Origin of the sequence: Streptococcus saliviloxodontae, from assembly GCF_016908655.1 — a bacterium.
In the GTDB taxonomy this organism is placed as follows: Bacteria; Bacillota; Bacilli; order Lactobacillales; family Streptococcaceae; genus Streptococcus; species Streptococcus saliviloxodontae.
The window spans coordinates 50,446-66,422 of the sequence record NZ_JAFBEI010000004.1; the positions used below are offsets into that span (position 1 = coordinate 50,446).

14 protein-coding genes are annotated in these 15,977 nt (G+C 40.5%); 11 read left to right on the plus strand and 3 right to left on the minus strand.

Features of this window, described 5'->3' with window-relative positions; genetic code table 11:
• The first annotated feature begins 63 nt into the window (after positions 1-63).
• Positions 64-603 carry a 5-formyltetrahydrofolate cyclo-ligase gene (locus JOC31_RS01490; RefSeq protein ID WP_205016453.1) on the plus strand — a complete coding sequence of 180 codons (540 nt, stop codon included), beginning with the start codon at positions 64-66 and terminating at the stop codon, positions 601-603.
• Complete coding sequence (locus tag JOC31_RS01495; protein WP_205016454.1) at positions 587-1,258, plus strand: rhomboid family intramembrane serine protease; 672 nt, start codon at positions 587-589, stop codon at positions 1,256-1,258. Before JOC31_RS01490 ends, JOC31_RS01495 begins: the two co-directional genes overlap by 17 nt.
• 100 nt (positions 1,259-1,358) lie before the next feature.
• Here JOC31_RS01495 and galU read toward each other — a convergent pair whose 3' ends face one another.
• Both galU and JOC31_RS01505 read right to left on the minus strand, forming a co-directional pair.
• A complete protein-coding gene (galU, locus tag JOC31_RS01500) occupies positions 1,359-2,261 on the minus strand; it encodes a UTP--glucose-1-phosphate uridylyltransferase GalU (RefSeq protein WP_205016455.1) in 903 nt (300 codons plus the stop codon).
• A gap of 50 nt (positions 2,262-2,311) precedes the next feature.
• Positions 2,312-3,328, minus strand: coding sequence for an NAD(P)H-dependent glycerol-3-phosphate dehydrogenase (locus JOC31_RS01505; RefSeq protein ID WP_205016456.1), 1,017 nt, complete (start codon positions 3,326-3,328; stop codon positions 2,312-2,314).
• A gap of 250 nt (positions 3,329-3,578) precedes the next feature.
• On the opposite strand from JOC31_RS01505, the gene JOC31_RS01510 reads away from it, so the two are divergent.
• A complete protein-coding gene (locus JOC31_RS01510) occupies positions 3,579-5,288 on the plus strand; it encodes an ABC transporter ATP-binding protein (RefSeq protein ID WP_205016457.1) in 1,710 nt (569 codons plus the stop codon).
• Positions 5,289-5,291: 3 nt separating this feature from the next.
• Positions 5,292-7,055 carry an ABC transporter ATP-binding protein gene (locus JOC31_RS01515; RefSeq protein WP_205016458.1) on the plus strand — a complete coding sequence of 588 codons (1,764 nt, stop codon included), beginning with the start codon at positions 5,292-5,294 and terminating at the stop codon, positions 7,053-7,055.
• 24 nt (positions 7,056-7,079) lie between these two features.
• On the opposite strand, the gene JOC31_RS01520 is transcribed toward JOC31_RS01515, so the two are convergent.
• Positions 7,080-7,868: a formate/nitrite transporter family protein gene (locus JOC31_RS01520; protein WP_205016459.1), complete on the minus strand. Its 789-nt coding sequence runs from the start codon at positions 7,866-7,868 to the stop codon at positions 7,080-7,082.
• Positions 7,869-8,004: 136 nt separating this feature from the next.
• On the opposite strand from JOC31_RS01520, the gene JOC31_RS01525 reads away from it, so the two are divergent.
• From JOC31_RS01525 to JOC31_RS01555, 7 genes are all read left to right on the plus strand, one after another.
• A complete protein-coding gene (locus JOC31_RS01525) occupies positions 8,005-8,370 on the plus strand; it encodes a YbaN family protein (protein ID WP_205016460.1) in 366 nt (121 codons plus the stop codon).
• Between the two features lie 53 nt (positions 8,371-8,423).
• On the plus strand, positions 8,424-8,870 hold the full coding sequence (locus tag JOC31_RS01530) for a dUTP diphosphatase (RefSeq protein WP_205016461.1): 447 nt from the start codon (positions 8,424-8,426) through the stop codon (positions 8,868-8,870).
• Positions 8,871-8,918: 48 nt separating this feature from the next.
• Entirely contained in the window at positions 8,919-10,280 is a 1,362-nt protein-coding gene (gene radA / locus JOC31_RS01535) for a DNA repair protein RadA (RefSeq protein ID WP_205016462.1), read from the plus strand.
• Positions 10,281-10,297: 17 nt separating this feature from the next.
• A complete protein-coding gene (locus tag JOC31_RS01540) occupies positions 10,298-12,445 on the plus strand; it encodes a phospholipase D family protein (RefSeq protein ID WP_205016463.1) in 2,148 nt (715 codons plus the stop codon).
• Positions 12,446-12,577: 132 nt separating this feature from the next.
• Positions 12,578-13,072, plus strand: a complete 495-nt coding sequence (locus tag JOC31_RS01545; protein WP_205016464.1) for a beta-class carbonic anhydrase — start codon at positions 12,578-12,580, stop codon at positions 13,070-13,072.
• A gap of 10 nt (positions 13,073-13,082) precedes the next feature.
• Positions 13,083-13,838: a TIGR00266 family protein gene (locus JOC31_RS01550; protein WP_205016465.1), complete on the plus strand. Its 756-nt coding sequence runs from the start codon at positions 13,083-13,085 to the stop codon at positions 13,836-13,838.
• 207 nt (positions 13,839-14,045) lie between these two features.
• Positions 14,046-15,815, plus strand: a complete 1,770-nt coding sequence (locus tag JOC31_RS01555) for a glycosyltransferase family protein (RefSeq protein ID WP_205016466.1) — start codon at positions 14,046-14,048, stop codon at positions 15,813-15,815.
• Positions 15,816-15,977 lie beyond the last annotated feature (162 nt).

Genomic DNA, 15,977 nt, shown 5'->3' on the forward strand with positions numbered 1-15,977 from the left:
GCAGCCAATGAACCTTGGCTGTTTTTGATTAACAAAGCCTAGAAAAAGGTGTATGATAGAGATATGTTAAAAAAAGACTTACGACAGGCAGCGATTGGCGCCTTAAAAGACCAAGACAAAACCTTTAAAGAGCAGATTGATGCTGAGCTTCTGGCTAGATTAAGAGCTAGTGAGAGCTATCAAAAAGCAGAAACGATTGCAACCTATCTTTCCATGGGATTTGAGTACAATACGGCACCTTTGATAGAAGCTGCCTTGGCAGATGGCAAGCAGGTGGTCATTCCAAAGACTTATCCAAAGGGACGTATGATTTTTGTGGCTTATGATCCAGACGATTTGCAGAAAACGTCCTTTGGTTTGCTGGAGCCACGGTCGGACAAAGCAGTTGCCAAAGAGGACATTGACCTTATTCATGTACCAGGTGTGGTTTTCAATGAAGAAGGTTATCGTATTGGCTATGGTGCTGGGTATTACGACCGTTACCTAGAGGATTATACTGGTAAGACGATTAGTTTGATTTATACTTGTCAGCAAGCTGATTTTACACCGGAGACCCATGACATTGCAGTTAAGGAGGTTCTGATTGATGCTAGCAGACTTTAAAAAGACACCGATAACCTTGTTGTTGGTGATTTTGACCAGCCTTATTTTCCTTACCATGCAGTTATTCTATTTTGGAAATGCTAGTTCTAGTCAAGCTGTCTTTCAATTTGGTGGTATGTATGGTGATTTTGTTCGCTATGCTCCCAGCCAAATTTGGCGTTTAGTCACACCAATCTTCGTTCATATTGGTTGGGAACATTTCATTATGAATAGTTTAACCTTGTATTTTGTAGGGTCAATGGCTGAGAGGGTTTGGGGCTCACTTCGATTCTTATTACTCTATCTCCTGTCGGGTATTATGGGAAATCTCTTTACCCTGCTATTGACTCCAGGCGTTGTATCTGCAGGGGCTTCAACTTCCTTGTTTGGCTTATTTGCTGCTTTTGCAGTAGTTGGTTACTATGGGCGTAGCCCATATTTGCAACAAGTGGGAAAATCCTACCTAGCTCTTATTATAATGAATCTTTTTGTTAATTTATTTATGACTAATGTTGGTATGGCAGGTCATATTGGAGGAGCTATTGGTGGTTTGTTAGCTAGCTTATTTTTACCTACTCAAGTAGAACCTTTGTTATTTGATAAGTCTAAAAAACTATTGGGGCTTCTTGGGTATATCGTCATTGCTTGTTTGATTCTGATTTTTGTTTTTCGATAGGCATGACATCGTTTTGAGATGGATTAGGAAAGGATCTAGGTCTACTTGCTAAAAATAAAAAACCACTAATAAGATTATTGGTGGTTTTTGAGATGGGTGATTAATCTTGAGAACTTTGGTCAAGTTCTTTACCGAGATCAATGATATATTGTTTTAAGTCGTCTTTAACTTGAGGGTGTTTGAGGGCGTAATCAATAGATGTCTTCATGAAGCCGAATTTATCACCAACATCATATCGGTCGCCAGTGAATTCACGAGCAAAAACACGTTGTGTTTTGTTAAGTGTGTCGATAGCGTCTGTTAGTTGGATTTCATTTCCAGCACCAGGTTTTTGTGTTTCAAGAATTTGGAAAATCTCAGGTGTCAAGAGGTAGCGTCCGATGATAGCAAGGTCACTCGGTGCCTCTTCTGGAGCTGGTTTTTCAACGAAGGTTTCAACACTGTAAAGACCATTGACACCTTCACCTTGAGGTGCAATCACACCATAAGCTGAAACTTCTTCGTGAGGAACTGGCATAACAGCGATTGTAGAAGCATGTGTTTCTTCGTAGTCGTTCATCAGTTGCTTCGTTAGAGGAACGGCTGTTTCATTAGTGATATCCATGAGGTCATCACCGAGCATGACAACGAATGGCTCATTTCCGACAAATGCTTTGGCTTGAAGAACAGCGTCACCTAGACCACGTGGGTGGCTTTGGCGGATGAAATGAAGGTTGATACCAGTTGTTTCATCAACTAGCTTCAAGAGGTCATTTTTCCCTTTTTCTTTAAGATTGTATTCCAATTCGAAATTTGAGTCAAAGTGATCTTCGATAGAACGTTTTGACTTACCAGTGACCACAAGGATATCTTCGATACCTGATTTGAGGGCTTCTTCAACGATAAATTGAATGGTTGGTTTGTCAACAATAGGAAGCATTTCTTTAGCGAGTGCTTTAGTTGCTGGAAGGAAACGTGTTCCAAGTCCAGCAGCTGGGATGACAGCCTTTCTTACTTTTTGCATAGATAACTCCTGTATAATTTGCTTTATTAAATTATATCACAATTATAATATTAGTGCCACTCATTTTCTGAGCGTAATTCGTTAGACATCATGTTAAGAATACTTTCTTTGATGTCCATACCTTCATAAATTGAGCGGTAAATGGCGGATGTGATTGGCATGTAGACGCCTAATTCTTGAGCAATTTCATAGGCAACTTTTGTTGTGGAAATCCCTTCGATGACCATGCCCATGTTGCGTTCGACATCTTCTAGTTTTTCCCCACGTCCAAGGGCATCACCAGCACGCCAGTTACGTGAGTGGATAGATGTTCCAGTAACAATCAAGTCGCCGACACCAGAAAGTCCACTATAGGTGAGTGGGTCTGCTCCGAGTTTAACGCCGAGTCGGGTAATTTCTGCAAGACCACGAGTAATAACAGCTGCTTTAGCATTATCACCATAACCAAGACCATGTAGGGCACCAGCGCCGACAGCGATGATATTTTTGAGCGCTCCCGCAGTTTCCACTCCAATAACATCGGTGTTAGTGTAGAGACGGAAATAGTGATTGCTGAAGAGTTTTTGGACGTATTTAGCTGTTTCTAGATCTTTAGAAGCAGCAGTGATCAAAGTTAAGTCGCGGACAATAGTTTCTTCAGCGTGACTTGGACCAGATACAACAACAACTTCACTACGCAATTCAGTTGGAATCTCTTCTTCGAGGATAGTTGATAGGCGCTCATGTGTTCCAGGCTCAAGACCTTTGGAAGCGTGCATAACGACAACCTTATGGTCAAGGGCTTTAGCAACTTGTTTGGCAACAAGACGCGTTACCTTAGTAGGGACAACAAAAAGAACAGCGTCAACATCAGCTAAGGTTTCGTTGAGATCTTTGTAGCCTACGATGTTTTCGTCTAGAACAATATCTTTGAAATAAAGACTATTAGTATGATGTTGGTTGATTTCATCAATCTGTTCAGGGATATTTCCCCAAATACGGACCTCATGTCCATTGTCATTTAGGACTTGAGCAAGGGCAGTTCCCCAGGAGCCAGGTCCTAGGACAGCAATTTTTTGTTTTGTCATAAGTTATTCTCCTCTTTTGTTATAGAAGGGTAATTCAGTTCATTATATCATAAGGGATAGGGCTTTGTCTGTTATCTCATGCTTTAAAAATTAAACAAACTAATAAATTTGACTTTTATAATAAATTCAGTAAAATAGGAAAGTCGGTAAAAATAAAGAATGGCAAATCTACTATAATAATATCATTTCAGATAGTAGCTAGAGTGTCATATTTTTATGAATAAAAATTAATTTTATATTAGGAGGATATATGCTTTTAAAAGTTCTGAAACCGTATAAGTGGTATGCTCTGGCATCATTTCTTTTGGTAGTGGGCTATGTATCGAGTATGCTTTTGCAACCTCGCTATCTGACCAATGTGCTTAGTGCTGTTCTGAACAATGATCAAGAACAGATTTATTCTATTGGAATCTTATTATTGATTATTGCAGGAATTGGTTTACTTTGTGGAGGAATTAATACGATCATTTCTGCTCATATCGCACAGAGTGTTTCAGCAGATATTCGTGAGGAGACCTTTAAGAAGATACAAACCTTTTCTTATGCCAATGTTGAGGAATTTAACGCGGGTAACTTGGTTGTTCGTATGACGAACGATGTCAATCAAATTCAAAACTTAGTGATGATGCTCTTTCAGGTTTTGTTGCGTCTGCCTCTATTGTTTATTGGTTCCTTTATTCTTGCAGTGCAAACTCTTCCAAGTTTATGGTGGGTTATTGTCGTGATGGTCATTCTAGTAGGTGTGGTTTCCTTTGGTGTGACAGGAACGATGTCAGCAAAATTTGGACCATTTCAAGCCTTTATGGATAAGTTAAATGGTATTGCGAAAGAGAATCTACGTGGCGTTCGTGTTGTGAAGTCTTTTGTTCAAGAGCGTCAGCAATATGCAAAGTTCCGTCAGACGTCAGACGAACTCTTTGAACTCAGTCTTTTTATCGGTAATGGTTTTGCTGTTTTGCAACCTATCTTGATGCTTGTTTCTTACATGGCAATTTTTGTATCAGTTTGGTTTGTGTCAACATTGATCAAAACAGATACTGATGCGGTGAGCTCGATCACATCATTTGTAACTTACTTAATGCAAATTATGTTTGCGCTTATTATGGTTAGCTTTATGGGAATGCAGGTCAGCCGCGCCTTAATCTCATTGAAACGTATTCAGGAAGTGCTAAATACAGATCCTGCTATGGCCTTTAAAACGACTGAAACTGAGGACTTAGAAGGAACTTTGTCCTTTGAGCATGTGACCTTTACTTACCCTAACGATGATTCACCAATGCTAAAAGACATTACTTTTGAAGCTGCGGCTGGTCAAACAATCGGTGTAGTTGGTGCTACTGGTGCTGGTAAATCTACTTTGGCCCAGATGATTCCCCGCCTTTTTGACCCACAGGAGGGTTCTATTAAAATTGGTGGTAAAGATTTGCGTGACTTGAGTCAAGAAACTATGCGACAAACAGTCTCTATTGTTTTGCAAAAAGCTATTCTTTTCTCTGGTACAGTCGCAGATAATTTACGTCAAGGAAGAGCAGATGCGGATCAACTAACCTTGGAGCGTGCAGCAGGTATTGCACAGGCAGCTGAGTTTATTGAACGCATGGATGATACCTACCACAGCCATGTTGAAGAACGAGGCAATAACTTCTCTGGTGGTCAAAAGCAACGGATGTCAATCGCTCGTGGTGTCATCGGAAATCCTAAAATTTTGGTTTTAGATGACTCAACATCAGCTCTTGATGCTAAGTCTGAGAAATTAGTTCAAGAGGCTCTTAACAATGAGCTTAAGGACACAACGACCATTATTATTGCGCAAAAGATTTCATCAGTGGTCAAAGCAGACAAGATTTTAGTTTTGGATGATGGTCGCTTGATTGGGCAAGGAACTCATAAAGAGTTGGTTCAAACAAATGATGTCTATCGTGAAATTTATGAAACTCAAAAAGGAAAGGAGTTAGAGTAGAAGATGAAGACACTTCGTTTTTTCTGGTTTTATTTTAAGAAGTATCGACTCTCTATGACGATTATTCTTACTTCTATCATCGTATCGACCTTGTTACAGGTTATCGCACCTGTCTTTATGGGGCAAGCGATAGCTAACTTGGCGACTGTAGCACAGGCATATGTTGCTGGTTCTAGCATCGACCTTTCTCTTTTCTGGGACATTATGATAAAGCTTTTTTGGGCTTATGTATTTACATCGGTCTCTATGGCGATTTACTCGATTCTATTTGCTAGAATCGTAGCCCATTCGACGCACCGTATGCGTAAGGGGCTCTTTGGTAAATTGGGTCGTTTGTCGGTTGCCTTCTTTGACCGTCATCAAGATGGTGATATCCTGTCACGTTTTACCAGTGACTTGGACAATATCCAAAACTCTCTCAATCAGTCACTAGCTTCTGTGATTCAAAATGTCATTCTATATATTGGTCTAGTGATCGTAATGTTTGTTCAGGATGTGCGTTTGGCCTTGATTACAGTGGCGACGACGCCAATTGCTCTTCTGATTTTGATTGTCATCATTAAGACGGCTCGTAAGTACACTGATATTCAACAACAAGAAGTTGGTGCCCTAAATGCCTATATGGATGAGAAGATTTCTGGTCAGAAGGTTATTATCGTTCAGGGTTTACAAGAGGATGCTATTCAAGGTTTCATGGAAAGAAATGACCGTGTTCGCAAGGCAACCTTCCGTGGTCGCCTCTTCTCGGGTCTACTCTTCCCGATCATGAATGGAATGAGCCTCATCAATACCGCCATTGTTATCTTTGCGGGGTCTGCTATTTTGCTCAATGACAAAACCATGACAACTGCTGCTGCACTTGGTTTGGTGGTTACCTTTGTTCAGTTTTCACAGCAATACTATCAGCCAATCATGCAGGTGGCCGCTAGCTGGGGTGAACTTCAACTTGCCTTTACGGGTGCAGAGCGTATTCAAGAAATGTTTGACGAAAAAGAAGAAGTTCGTCCAGAAAATGGTCCAAAATTTACAGAGCTTAAAGAAGGTGTGGAAATCAAAGACATCACTTTTGGTTATCTACCTGGTCAAAAGGTCCTTCAAAATGTTTCTATCTCAGCTCCAAAAGGAAAAATGGTTGCCGTTGTCGGTCCGACTGGGTCTGGTAAAACAACTATCATGAATCTCATCAACCGTTTCTACGATGTTGATGGTGGTGCTATTGAGTTTGATGGGATTGATATTCGTGACTATGACCTAGATAGCCTGCGTGAGAATGTCGGTATCGTTCTTCAAGAGTCAGTTCTCTTCTCAGGGACGATTGCTGATAATATCCGATTTGGTAACGATAAGATTTCAGACGAGATGGTTGAAACAGCAGCGCGTGCTACTCATATTCATGACTTTATCATGACGCTACCTGAGGGATATGATACCTACGTTACAGATGATGAGAATGTCTTCTCAACTGGTCAAAAACAGTTGATTTCCATTGCTCGTACCTTGTTGACAGACCCACAAGTGCTTATCTTGGATGAAGCAACATCAAACGTGGATACTGTGACAGAGGCTAAAATTCAAAAAGCTATGGAAGCTATTGTGGCTGGACGTACCAGCTTTGTTATCGCTCACCGTTTGAAAACTATCTTGAACGCTGATGAAATCATCGTCTTGAAAGATGGCAAGGTTCTAGAGCAAGGAAACCATTTTGAATTGCTTGAACAAAATGGCTTCTATGCGGAACTTTACCATAACCAGTTTGTATTTGAATAAGCAAAAAGCGCCAATGGCGCTTTTTTAGTCAATGTGTTTTGTTTTAGTTTTGTTAAGCCATGCGTAAGCGATTCCGATGAAGAGACCGCCACCAATCCAGTTACCGAAAAAGACGACAATCCATTGGCGAAGGACATTGACAATATCTAAGCCTTTGATACCTTGAACATGACTGAACGCTGCAAGCATAAATGATGCAAAGTTGGCAACCAAGTGTTCATTGACAAGGAAGACAAACATAAAAATAGCTGAGATAACGAGTGGCACTTTAGCAGATTCTTCTTTGATGAGGATATAAGCCAAGATAGCAACGTTTACGAAGATATTGGCTGTAATCCCTTCGGTAAAGTTTTGCCAGTCTGTTTTAGCGAGTTTCGTCTGCACAGCATTGACTAAGAAGCTAGTATCAGATAGGTTTTGGTATGAGAAAGATTGGTTAAATAGCCATGCTAAGATAGTAGCACCGACGAAGTTAAAGAAAGTACAGTAGATTAGGATTGTAATAGCTTTCTTCCAAGTGATGTTTTTTTGGTAGGCTCCTGCTGTGAGGTACATCATGTTTGAAGTTGCTAGTTCGCCGTTAAAGAAGAGGACATAGGCTAAGCCAAAGGCAAAAATAAAAGCAAAAGCGTAACGAGCTAGGGCAGGTATTCCTGTAGAGATGACATCGGCACCGATAACACCGACGGCTGTGGACATGGTCAGGAAGGCTCCTGCAAACATTGAGCGAAGTGCATAGCGGGCAAGGCTTTCATCAAAGAGTGCTTCTTTTTTAGCACAAGCAGCAGCAATTTTTTCTTGAAATGGATTCATGATTTTTCCTTTCTGTTGGTTAGCGAGATATTTCGTTAGACTTTTCACAAATTATTATAACAAAAAGTTTTTATTTTGAAAACGCTTTAAATGAGAGTTTTTTGAGATTTTGATAGGAGCATGGTAGAATAGGACTATGAAGAAAATTTTTTTAATAACAGTTGGTTTTGTGAGTCTTTTCTTGGGGATTATTGGAATTGTTGTCCCCCTTCTTCCGACGACTCCATTTTTACTTTTAGCAGGTTCCTGCTTTGCCAGTTCATCTCAAAAGTTTGATCGATGGCTAAAACAAACAAAGGTATATGACTTTTATGTGGGTGATTACCTTGAGACACGCTCTATCGCACGCTCTAAGAAGAAAAAAATCCTTCTTCAAGTCTATCTACTGATGGGGATATCTATTTTCTTTGCGCCTTTGTTGCCGATAAAAGTAATGTTAGCAGTGATGACCTTGTTCTTTTCTTTCGTTTTATTTTTCAAGGTTCCTGATAAAGAAGAATAACTTTCGGATAATTAAGTATAGAAGAATTGTAAATGTATTAGGAGTGTGTAGTGATGACAAAAATACGTGGATTTGAGTTGGTATCTGACTTTACCGACCAAGATTTATTGCCAAAACGTGAGACAGCTCATGCAGCTGGTTATGATTTGAAGGCAGCGGTGACAACTGAGCTGGCTCCTGGCGAGATTAAGCTAGTGCCTACTGGTGTCAAGGCTTACATGCAGGCTAACGAAGTACTTTATCTTTTTGACCGCTCTTCAAACCCTCGTAAAAAGGGCTTGGTTTTGATTAACTCAGTGGGAGTGATTGATGGTGATTACTATGGTAATCCTAACAATGAGGGTCACATTTTTGCTCAAATGAAAAATATCACTGATGAGACTGTTATTGTTGAAGTCGGTGAGCGTATCGTTCAAGGAGTCTTCATGCCTTTCTTGTTGGTTGATGGAGATGAGGCAACTGGGACTCGCACAGGTGGATTTGGCTCAACTGGGAAGTAAGAATAAACATGAAAGGACGCCGGGCTTATCTTGCTCGGCATTTTAGATATGGCTAAGAAAAAATCAAATTTTGTTTGTCAGGAGTGTGGTTACAATTCTCCCAAATACCTAGGGCGCTGTCCTAACTGCTCGTCTTGGTCTTCCTTTGTGGAAGAAGTAGAAGTTCAGGAGGTCAAGAACGCTCGTGTCAGCTTGACGGGTGAAAAAAGTAAGCCGACCAAGCTCAAGGATGTGTCGTCGATCAACTATGCTCGTACTAAGACAGACATGGACGAGTTCAACCGTGTGCTTGGTGGAGGTGTTGTTCCTGGTAGTTTGGTTCTTATTGGTGGAGACCCAGGTATCGGAAAATCAACCCTTCTCTTACAGGTTTCAACTCAGCTAGCTGATAAGGGGACAGTTCTTTACGTTTCTGGGGAAGAATCGGCAGAGCAGATTAAGCTACGTAGCGAGCGCTTGGGTAATATTGACAATGAATTTTACCTCTATGCTGAAACCAATATGCAGAGCATTCGATCTGAGATTGAGAAAATTCAGCCTGATTTTCTGATTATTGACTCTATCCAGACCATCATGAGCCCAGAAGTCTCTAGCGTTCAGGGTTCTGTGTCGCAGGTTCGTGAAGTGACTGCTGAACTCATGCAGTTAGCTAAGACCAACAACATCGCAACCTTCATCGTTGGTCATGTGACCAAAGAAGGAACATTGGCGGGTCCTCGTATGCTGGAACACATGGTAGATACGGTACTTTATTTCGAAGGTGAGCGTCATCATACCTTCCGTATCTTACGTGCTGTTAAGAACCGTTTTGGTTCGACAAATGAAATCGGTATTTTTGAGATGCAATCAGGCGGTTTGGTCGAAGTTCTCAACCCCAGTCAGGTCTTTCTGGAGGAGCGTCTTGACGGTGCGACCGGCTCAGCTATTGTCGTCACGATGGAGGGGAGCCGTCCTATCTTGGCTGAGGTGCAGTCTCTTGTGACACCGACGGTTTTTGGCAATGCTAAGCGCACCACAACAGGTCTAGACTTTAACCGAGCGAGTTTAATAATGGCTGTTTTGGAGAAACGTTGTGGACTGCTCTTGCAAAATCAAGATGCCTACCTCAAGTCGGCTGGTGGTGTCAAACTGGATGAGCCTGCTATTGATTTGGCTGTCGCGGTAGCTATTGCATCTAGCTATAAGGAAAAACCGACCAATCCTCAAGAAGCCTTTATCGGTGAGATTGGATTGACAGGAGAAATTCGTCGAGTCACTCGTATCGAACAACGCATCAACGAAGCAGCTAAGCTCGGATTCACTAAAATCTATGCTCCTAAGAATTCCTTGCAGGGGATTGATTTGCCAAAAGGGATTGAGGTTATTGGGGTAGCAACTGTCGGGGAAGTATTGAAGAAGGTTTTTGCTTAGTATAGAGGAGAATTAGTATGCTTATTATCTATGATATGAACCAGCAGTCTGTTTTAAAAATAACTTTTCAAGAGTTATTAAAAGATTATACGTTTTTCAAGGGTGTTAGCTTTGTTGGTAGTTTTAAGATTATCGAAGAATTACTACTGCCGCAATTCCAGCAGATTGATCTTATCTTGGGAATGGAAGATGGCAAAACAGGTCAACATTTGGAACAACTCTTTAGCGTGAATCGTCGAAGTCAGGAGTTACTTGAAGCTAGTCCAGAATTTTTAAATCGCTTAGAAAAGGGAAGTTTACAATTAAAATTTACAAAAGAAGCCCTTTTTCATAGTAAGTACTTCATTTTGGAAAACGATGCTGGAGACTATGCTATTTTGAGTGGGTCTATGAACCTGACTCAAAAAGCCATGACTAGTAATCATGAGATGTTGTGGCTTTATCGTGGTAATAAGCATGAGCTGATGAGTTCTGAGACGATTTACGAGGATTTCGCAAAGATTTTTGAAAAACATTTTGAAGAAGATTCGGTTGATTATATTGACCGTAAACTGTTACCAGATTTGCATCAAAAGTCCAAGGAGGAAGTTGTTGCTCTCTTAACAGATCAGCTGTTTGAAGATATTGATACCAAGGTTAAACTAGATAGTCAAGACCTCTCTCAGATTGCAGGTGGTGTGTCTGAGATGACTTATCAAGTGGAACCAGAAGTTGTAGAGACCATTAAAACCATCTATACTCCGAAAGGTAATCGCAAGCGAACAGAGCGTCAGACCATGGTTGATAAGGTCAAAACTTTAACTTATAAAATGGTGAAAACCAGTACTATTACTGAAAGTGAGCCACTTGCCTTTTCACACCCTCTCTGGCTTTATGACCAAGATGATAATCAGCTGGTTCGAGATGGGCAAGCTTTACCACCACAAAATGCCAGTCGTGAGGACCTGTTGACTTTTATCCAAGTGGTTAAGTCTTACAAGGAAAATAAGGTAACCGATGAAAGCCAGCAAATTTTTTCAGCCTTTCTCTATTTGATGACAGCGCCCTTGATTTGGAAGATTCGTCAGATTTATCATGAGAGGGGTCAGAATCGAGACCAAGTTCCCATTACTCTTGCTCTTCTAGGTCAGGGGGCCAGTGGAAAAACCTTGACGATTCGTGATTACTTCAAGACTTTTATCGGAGATGATTCCCAATTGATTGGTTTTGAGACGCTCGGTTCATCTACGGCTCGGAATATCAATGCGCAACTGGCTTTTATCGACCAATACCTGAGGTCTGAGATTGTCTCTCCTTTGATTATTGATGAGGTCAGGGAGATTTTCTTCAGTGGTAAAGATGCAGTGCGTACGATCAAGTCTTGGTCTAATGACATTTCAGGAGTCCACGGTGTTAATATCATTACCTCGAATACGGAAAATGTTTCTTTTAAACCTGAGATTAGAAAACGTGTCTACTACATTTCTATCACTGCTCGTTATAAAGAGGAGCAGGAGCAAGTTTATGATTTCCGTGACTTGCAAACGCGTTTGAATGACCACCTTTATCAAGAAGTTGTTTATCATTTGAATCACCGCTTGAATAATTTAACAGAGGAAGATTGTCAGCTACTTTTACGAGATTATCTTGCCTTGACCAAGGATATTGTCAAAGATATTTTGAAACGCCATGGTCTCTTGTTGGATTTACCTGATTATGTTTGGGAAACTTATGATTATGGTTTGGCAACCTTTAAGCGTGATTGGCAATTACTCTTGAGTGGTGACCGTTACATGAGTGTTAGCTTCAATCCTAACAACGATCAGGAATTCAATATTACCCAAAATCTCTTTGCTGGAAATAGTAAGTTTGAAGCTGCTAAGCAGAGAGATATGACAGAGTACTACAATAAATTGCCTGCAGGTGTTGGTATTGAATTACTAAATAGTGGTATGATTTTGAATATTGATGCCTTTGACCGCTTTCTTGGAACGGATGAAATCAGACGTCTCTATAATAAAACCCATCATATCAAGCAACAAGAACAGATGGATGATACACTAGCTATCATGAAAGAGCAGATGAGAGAGCAACAAGAGATGCAAAAGCAGTTGCTTGATTTACAACGTCAGCAATTGGAACAAAATCAAAAGAAAGGCTTTTTGAAGCGACTTTTCAATAAGTAAGCTACCAAAGCACGACACTTCAATAAAGACAAGCCTTGTATAAAATGGTAAGATAGTGATAGAACATAACTGAAAGTTTTTACTATTCTGACAATTTTTATTGCAGAGGACCTTTTTAGGGGAGGAGTCACTATGTCTTACTTTGAGAATTTTATGAAGGCCAACAAAGCCTACGTTGACTTGCATGGAACGCAGCATCTACCTTTGAAACCAAAGACCAAGGTGGCTATTTTGACCTGCATGGATTCACGTTTGCACGTTGCCCCAGCTCTTGGTTTAGCCCTTGGGGATGCCCATATCCTGCGTAATGCTGGTGGTCGTGCTACAGAAGATATGATTCGCTCGCTGGTTATTTCTCAGCAGCAGATGGGGACCAGAGAAATTGTTGTTCTTCACCATACAGATTGTGGGGCTCAGACCTTTACAAATGATGCTTTTGCTGAACATATTCACCGTGAATTGGGGGTGGATGTGACTGGCCAGGACTTTCTTCCTTTTACAGATATCGAAGAAAGTGTGCGTGAGGACATGGCTATTTTGAAAGCTTCTCCACTGATTCCAGATGATGTCGAGATTAACGGTGGCTACTATGATGTTGCCACAGGACGCATTACCCAAGTGAAATAGGAGGAATCTCATGTCAGATAATCGTATGAATTACACTATTGATAGCAATATGCAGTTTCCTTTGGTTGAAATTGCCCTTGAAGCAGGAGAGAAAGCCTACATTCAGCGTGGCAGTATGGTTTATCATACGCCGAGTGTGACGCTGAATACCCGTGTCAATGGTCGTGGCTCTGGTTTTGGAAAGATGCTGGGTGCCTTGGGGCGTGCCATGACTTCTGGTGAGAGCTTCTTTATTACTGAAGCAACTTCAATTCAAGATGACGGTAAGCTCGCTCTAGCACCGTCTGTACCTGGTCAGGTCATTGCTCTCGAACTTGGGAGCAAGCAGTATCGTCTCAATGATGGTGCCTTTCTAGCCCTTGATGGCTCTGCCCAATATCGCATGGAGCGTCAATCTGTGGGGCGTGCTTTCTTTGGTGGTCAAGGTGGTCTTTTTGTCATGACAACAGAAGGTGAAGGGACTCTTCTTGCCAATGCCTTTGGCTCCATCAAAAAACTTGACCTAAATGGTGAAACCATGACGATTGATAATGCCCATGTGGTTGCTTGGAGCACGACCTTGGACTACGATATTCATTTGGAGAATGGCTTCCTTCAATCTATCGGAACGGGTGAAGGTGTGGTCAATACCTTCCGAGGTTATGGTGAGGTCTATGTGCAGAGTCTCAATATTGAGACCTTTGCAGGGGTTATCGGAAACCATATCGTCACAGGAAATGGAGACGGTGGCGGTGGTGGGGCATCTTTACTGGATGCTTTCTTGTAAGATCGCTGTCAGTGGACTTGTAATACTAATTGAAAACATTAAGAGGCTTAGAGCGTTTGTTCTAGCCTCGTTTTTTATTTTTCTAACGATTTTAGTAAAATCATAAAGGTCTTACGGTCATAGAAACAAATAGTCGCAAAATAGAGTTGACATATGGTAAAATGTTAGATGTCGTTTAAAATTAAATAGTTAGAGAAAGGTTTCTAAATGAGGAAAAAGGGAGAGTTTATTCGGAAAATCTTTAGCTACCTGGAGAGAGATAGAAATGTTTATGTCTTATTTGCAGTCTTTTCTGCTACACTGATGCTTATTGCCATCTACAAACATTCGGTTCCTACAGGATGGGATTTAAGTTTCCACTATAACCGATTTTATGAAGCTGCAATGCAAATCAAACATAATAATTATTCTTATTTTGCAACGTTGTATGGCTTTAATTCGACGGGGCGTATGATAAATGTTTTGTATGGACCCATTTTTGCCTACTTAAATGGTCTGTTGGTCCTATTGACTGGAACGTGGTTTCGCTACTATATTTTTTCATCTTGGTTATTGTATTTTTTATCGAGTAGTATTTTATACGTTACCTTTAAAAAGCTAGAAGTGAAGCGTTCGTATGCTATTTTACTGTCACTCTTTTTTGCAGTAAGTTATCCTCTGGTTAGTTGGATGACTAATCAAGGGTTTAGGACATGGGGGATTATTTTTATGCCCTTGTGTCTATTACCAGCTCTACAATATCTTAAAACGGGAAGATTTAATAAATGGAGCTTAGGAATATCGGTGGGTTTTATGGCTCAGGTTCACCTACTTTCGACCCTATTCCTTATCTTGATTTACTTATTTATTTTTTCGGTAGCTTGGTTTAAGTCCTCACATAAGTGGAGAGATGTTCAGGAGTTAATCAAGGCGATAGTGATTTTTTTAGCTTTAACCCCTAATCTATGGCTAAGCTTTAGCCATCTGTATCGATATAATCAGATTATACCTGTTTACGTTAACGGCACCTTTTTAACTGATACCATTAACCGCTATGCTAAAGTTCACTTGGCACCACGATCGACATTTATTTTGATGGTGTTGCATTTGGTTATGATGATGATTTGGGCGTTTCAAAAAAGAAGTCGTCGTGTCCTCTATATTGGATTAATTTATATGATTTTTATCTATTTATCTACGAGTTGGTTCCCATGGGAATGGTTTGTGGGTAAAGGCTATAGTTTGGTTGAATTGGTACAATTTCCGCATCGTTTCTTTGATTATGCGATTATTTTACTACTGATTAGTCTTGGTTTGTTTTTCACTTATGCGACGTCATCAGTAAATCTGAGAGCAACAATCTTGGTTTTGCTAGGTTTTTCTGTTCTATATGGTGTAGGGCATGTCTATCTAGGATCAATCAGACGTTATCATAGCTTTATGACCAGAGATTATTTTATCAAAGTGAATGTCTCTAGAGAGGAATTTCAAAAGGCAGTCAATTCATCAGATTTATCTCAGTTTATTAACCTGACAGAAGCCTACATGGCGGATTACTTACCCAAATATGGTGATACTGATGAACTAGCAGACAGCTATACTTTCAAGCATTACTACAATATGTACCGTGCACACGTTATCAATAACCCTCAATCCTTCCAAGTTAGCGTCGGTAAGCAAAAAGTGATTTACCGTTGGAAAACGAACAAAGAGAAGGAGGTTATCTTACCAGCAGTACTTTACCATAATAGCGACTTGACGGTAAATGGAAAGTCTTTTAGTATTTCAACTAATAATGTCACAGAAATAGGGATGCCCAAACTGATATCTCGTCAAGGTCAAAACACTGCGGTGCTTACTTATCGAAATCCATCTTGGCTAATTCCTTCCTTAGTGATGACTTTCTTGATGTGGTGCTTTGCGATTTATAAGCTATTTCAATCAAGTCTAGGGTCAACCTATTCAAAAGGTTTAAGGATGCTTGGGAAGACAAGCTAAGCTTGAACTGGCTTAACTCAGACCTTATCAGTACTTTGATATAAATCAGTCAGTCCATTTGGGCTGACACGACAAACGCATGAGATACTCCATTTCATTTTCTGAACGACAGAACCTTTTTTGACCTAAAGTAGTCGGCTTAGATATTTGTCAAAGGATAAA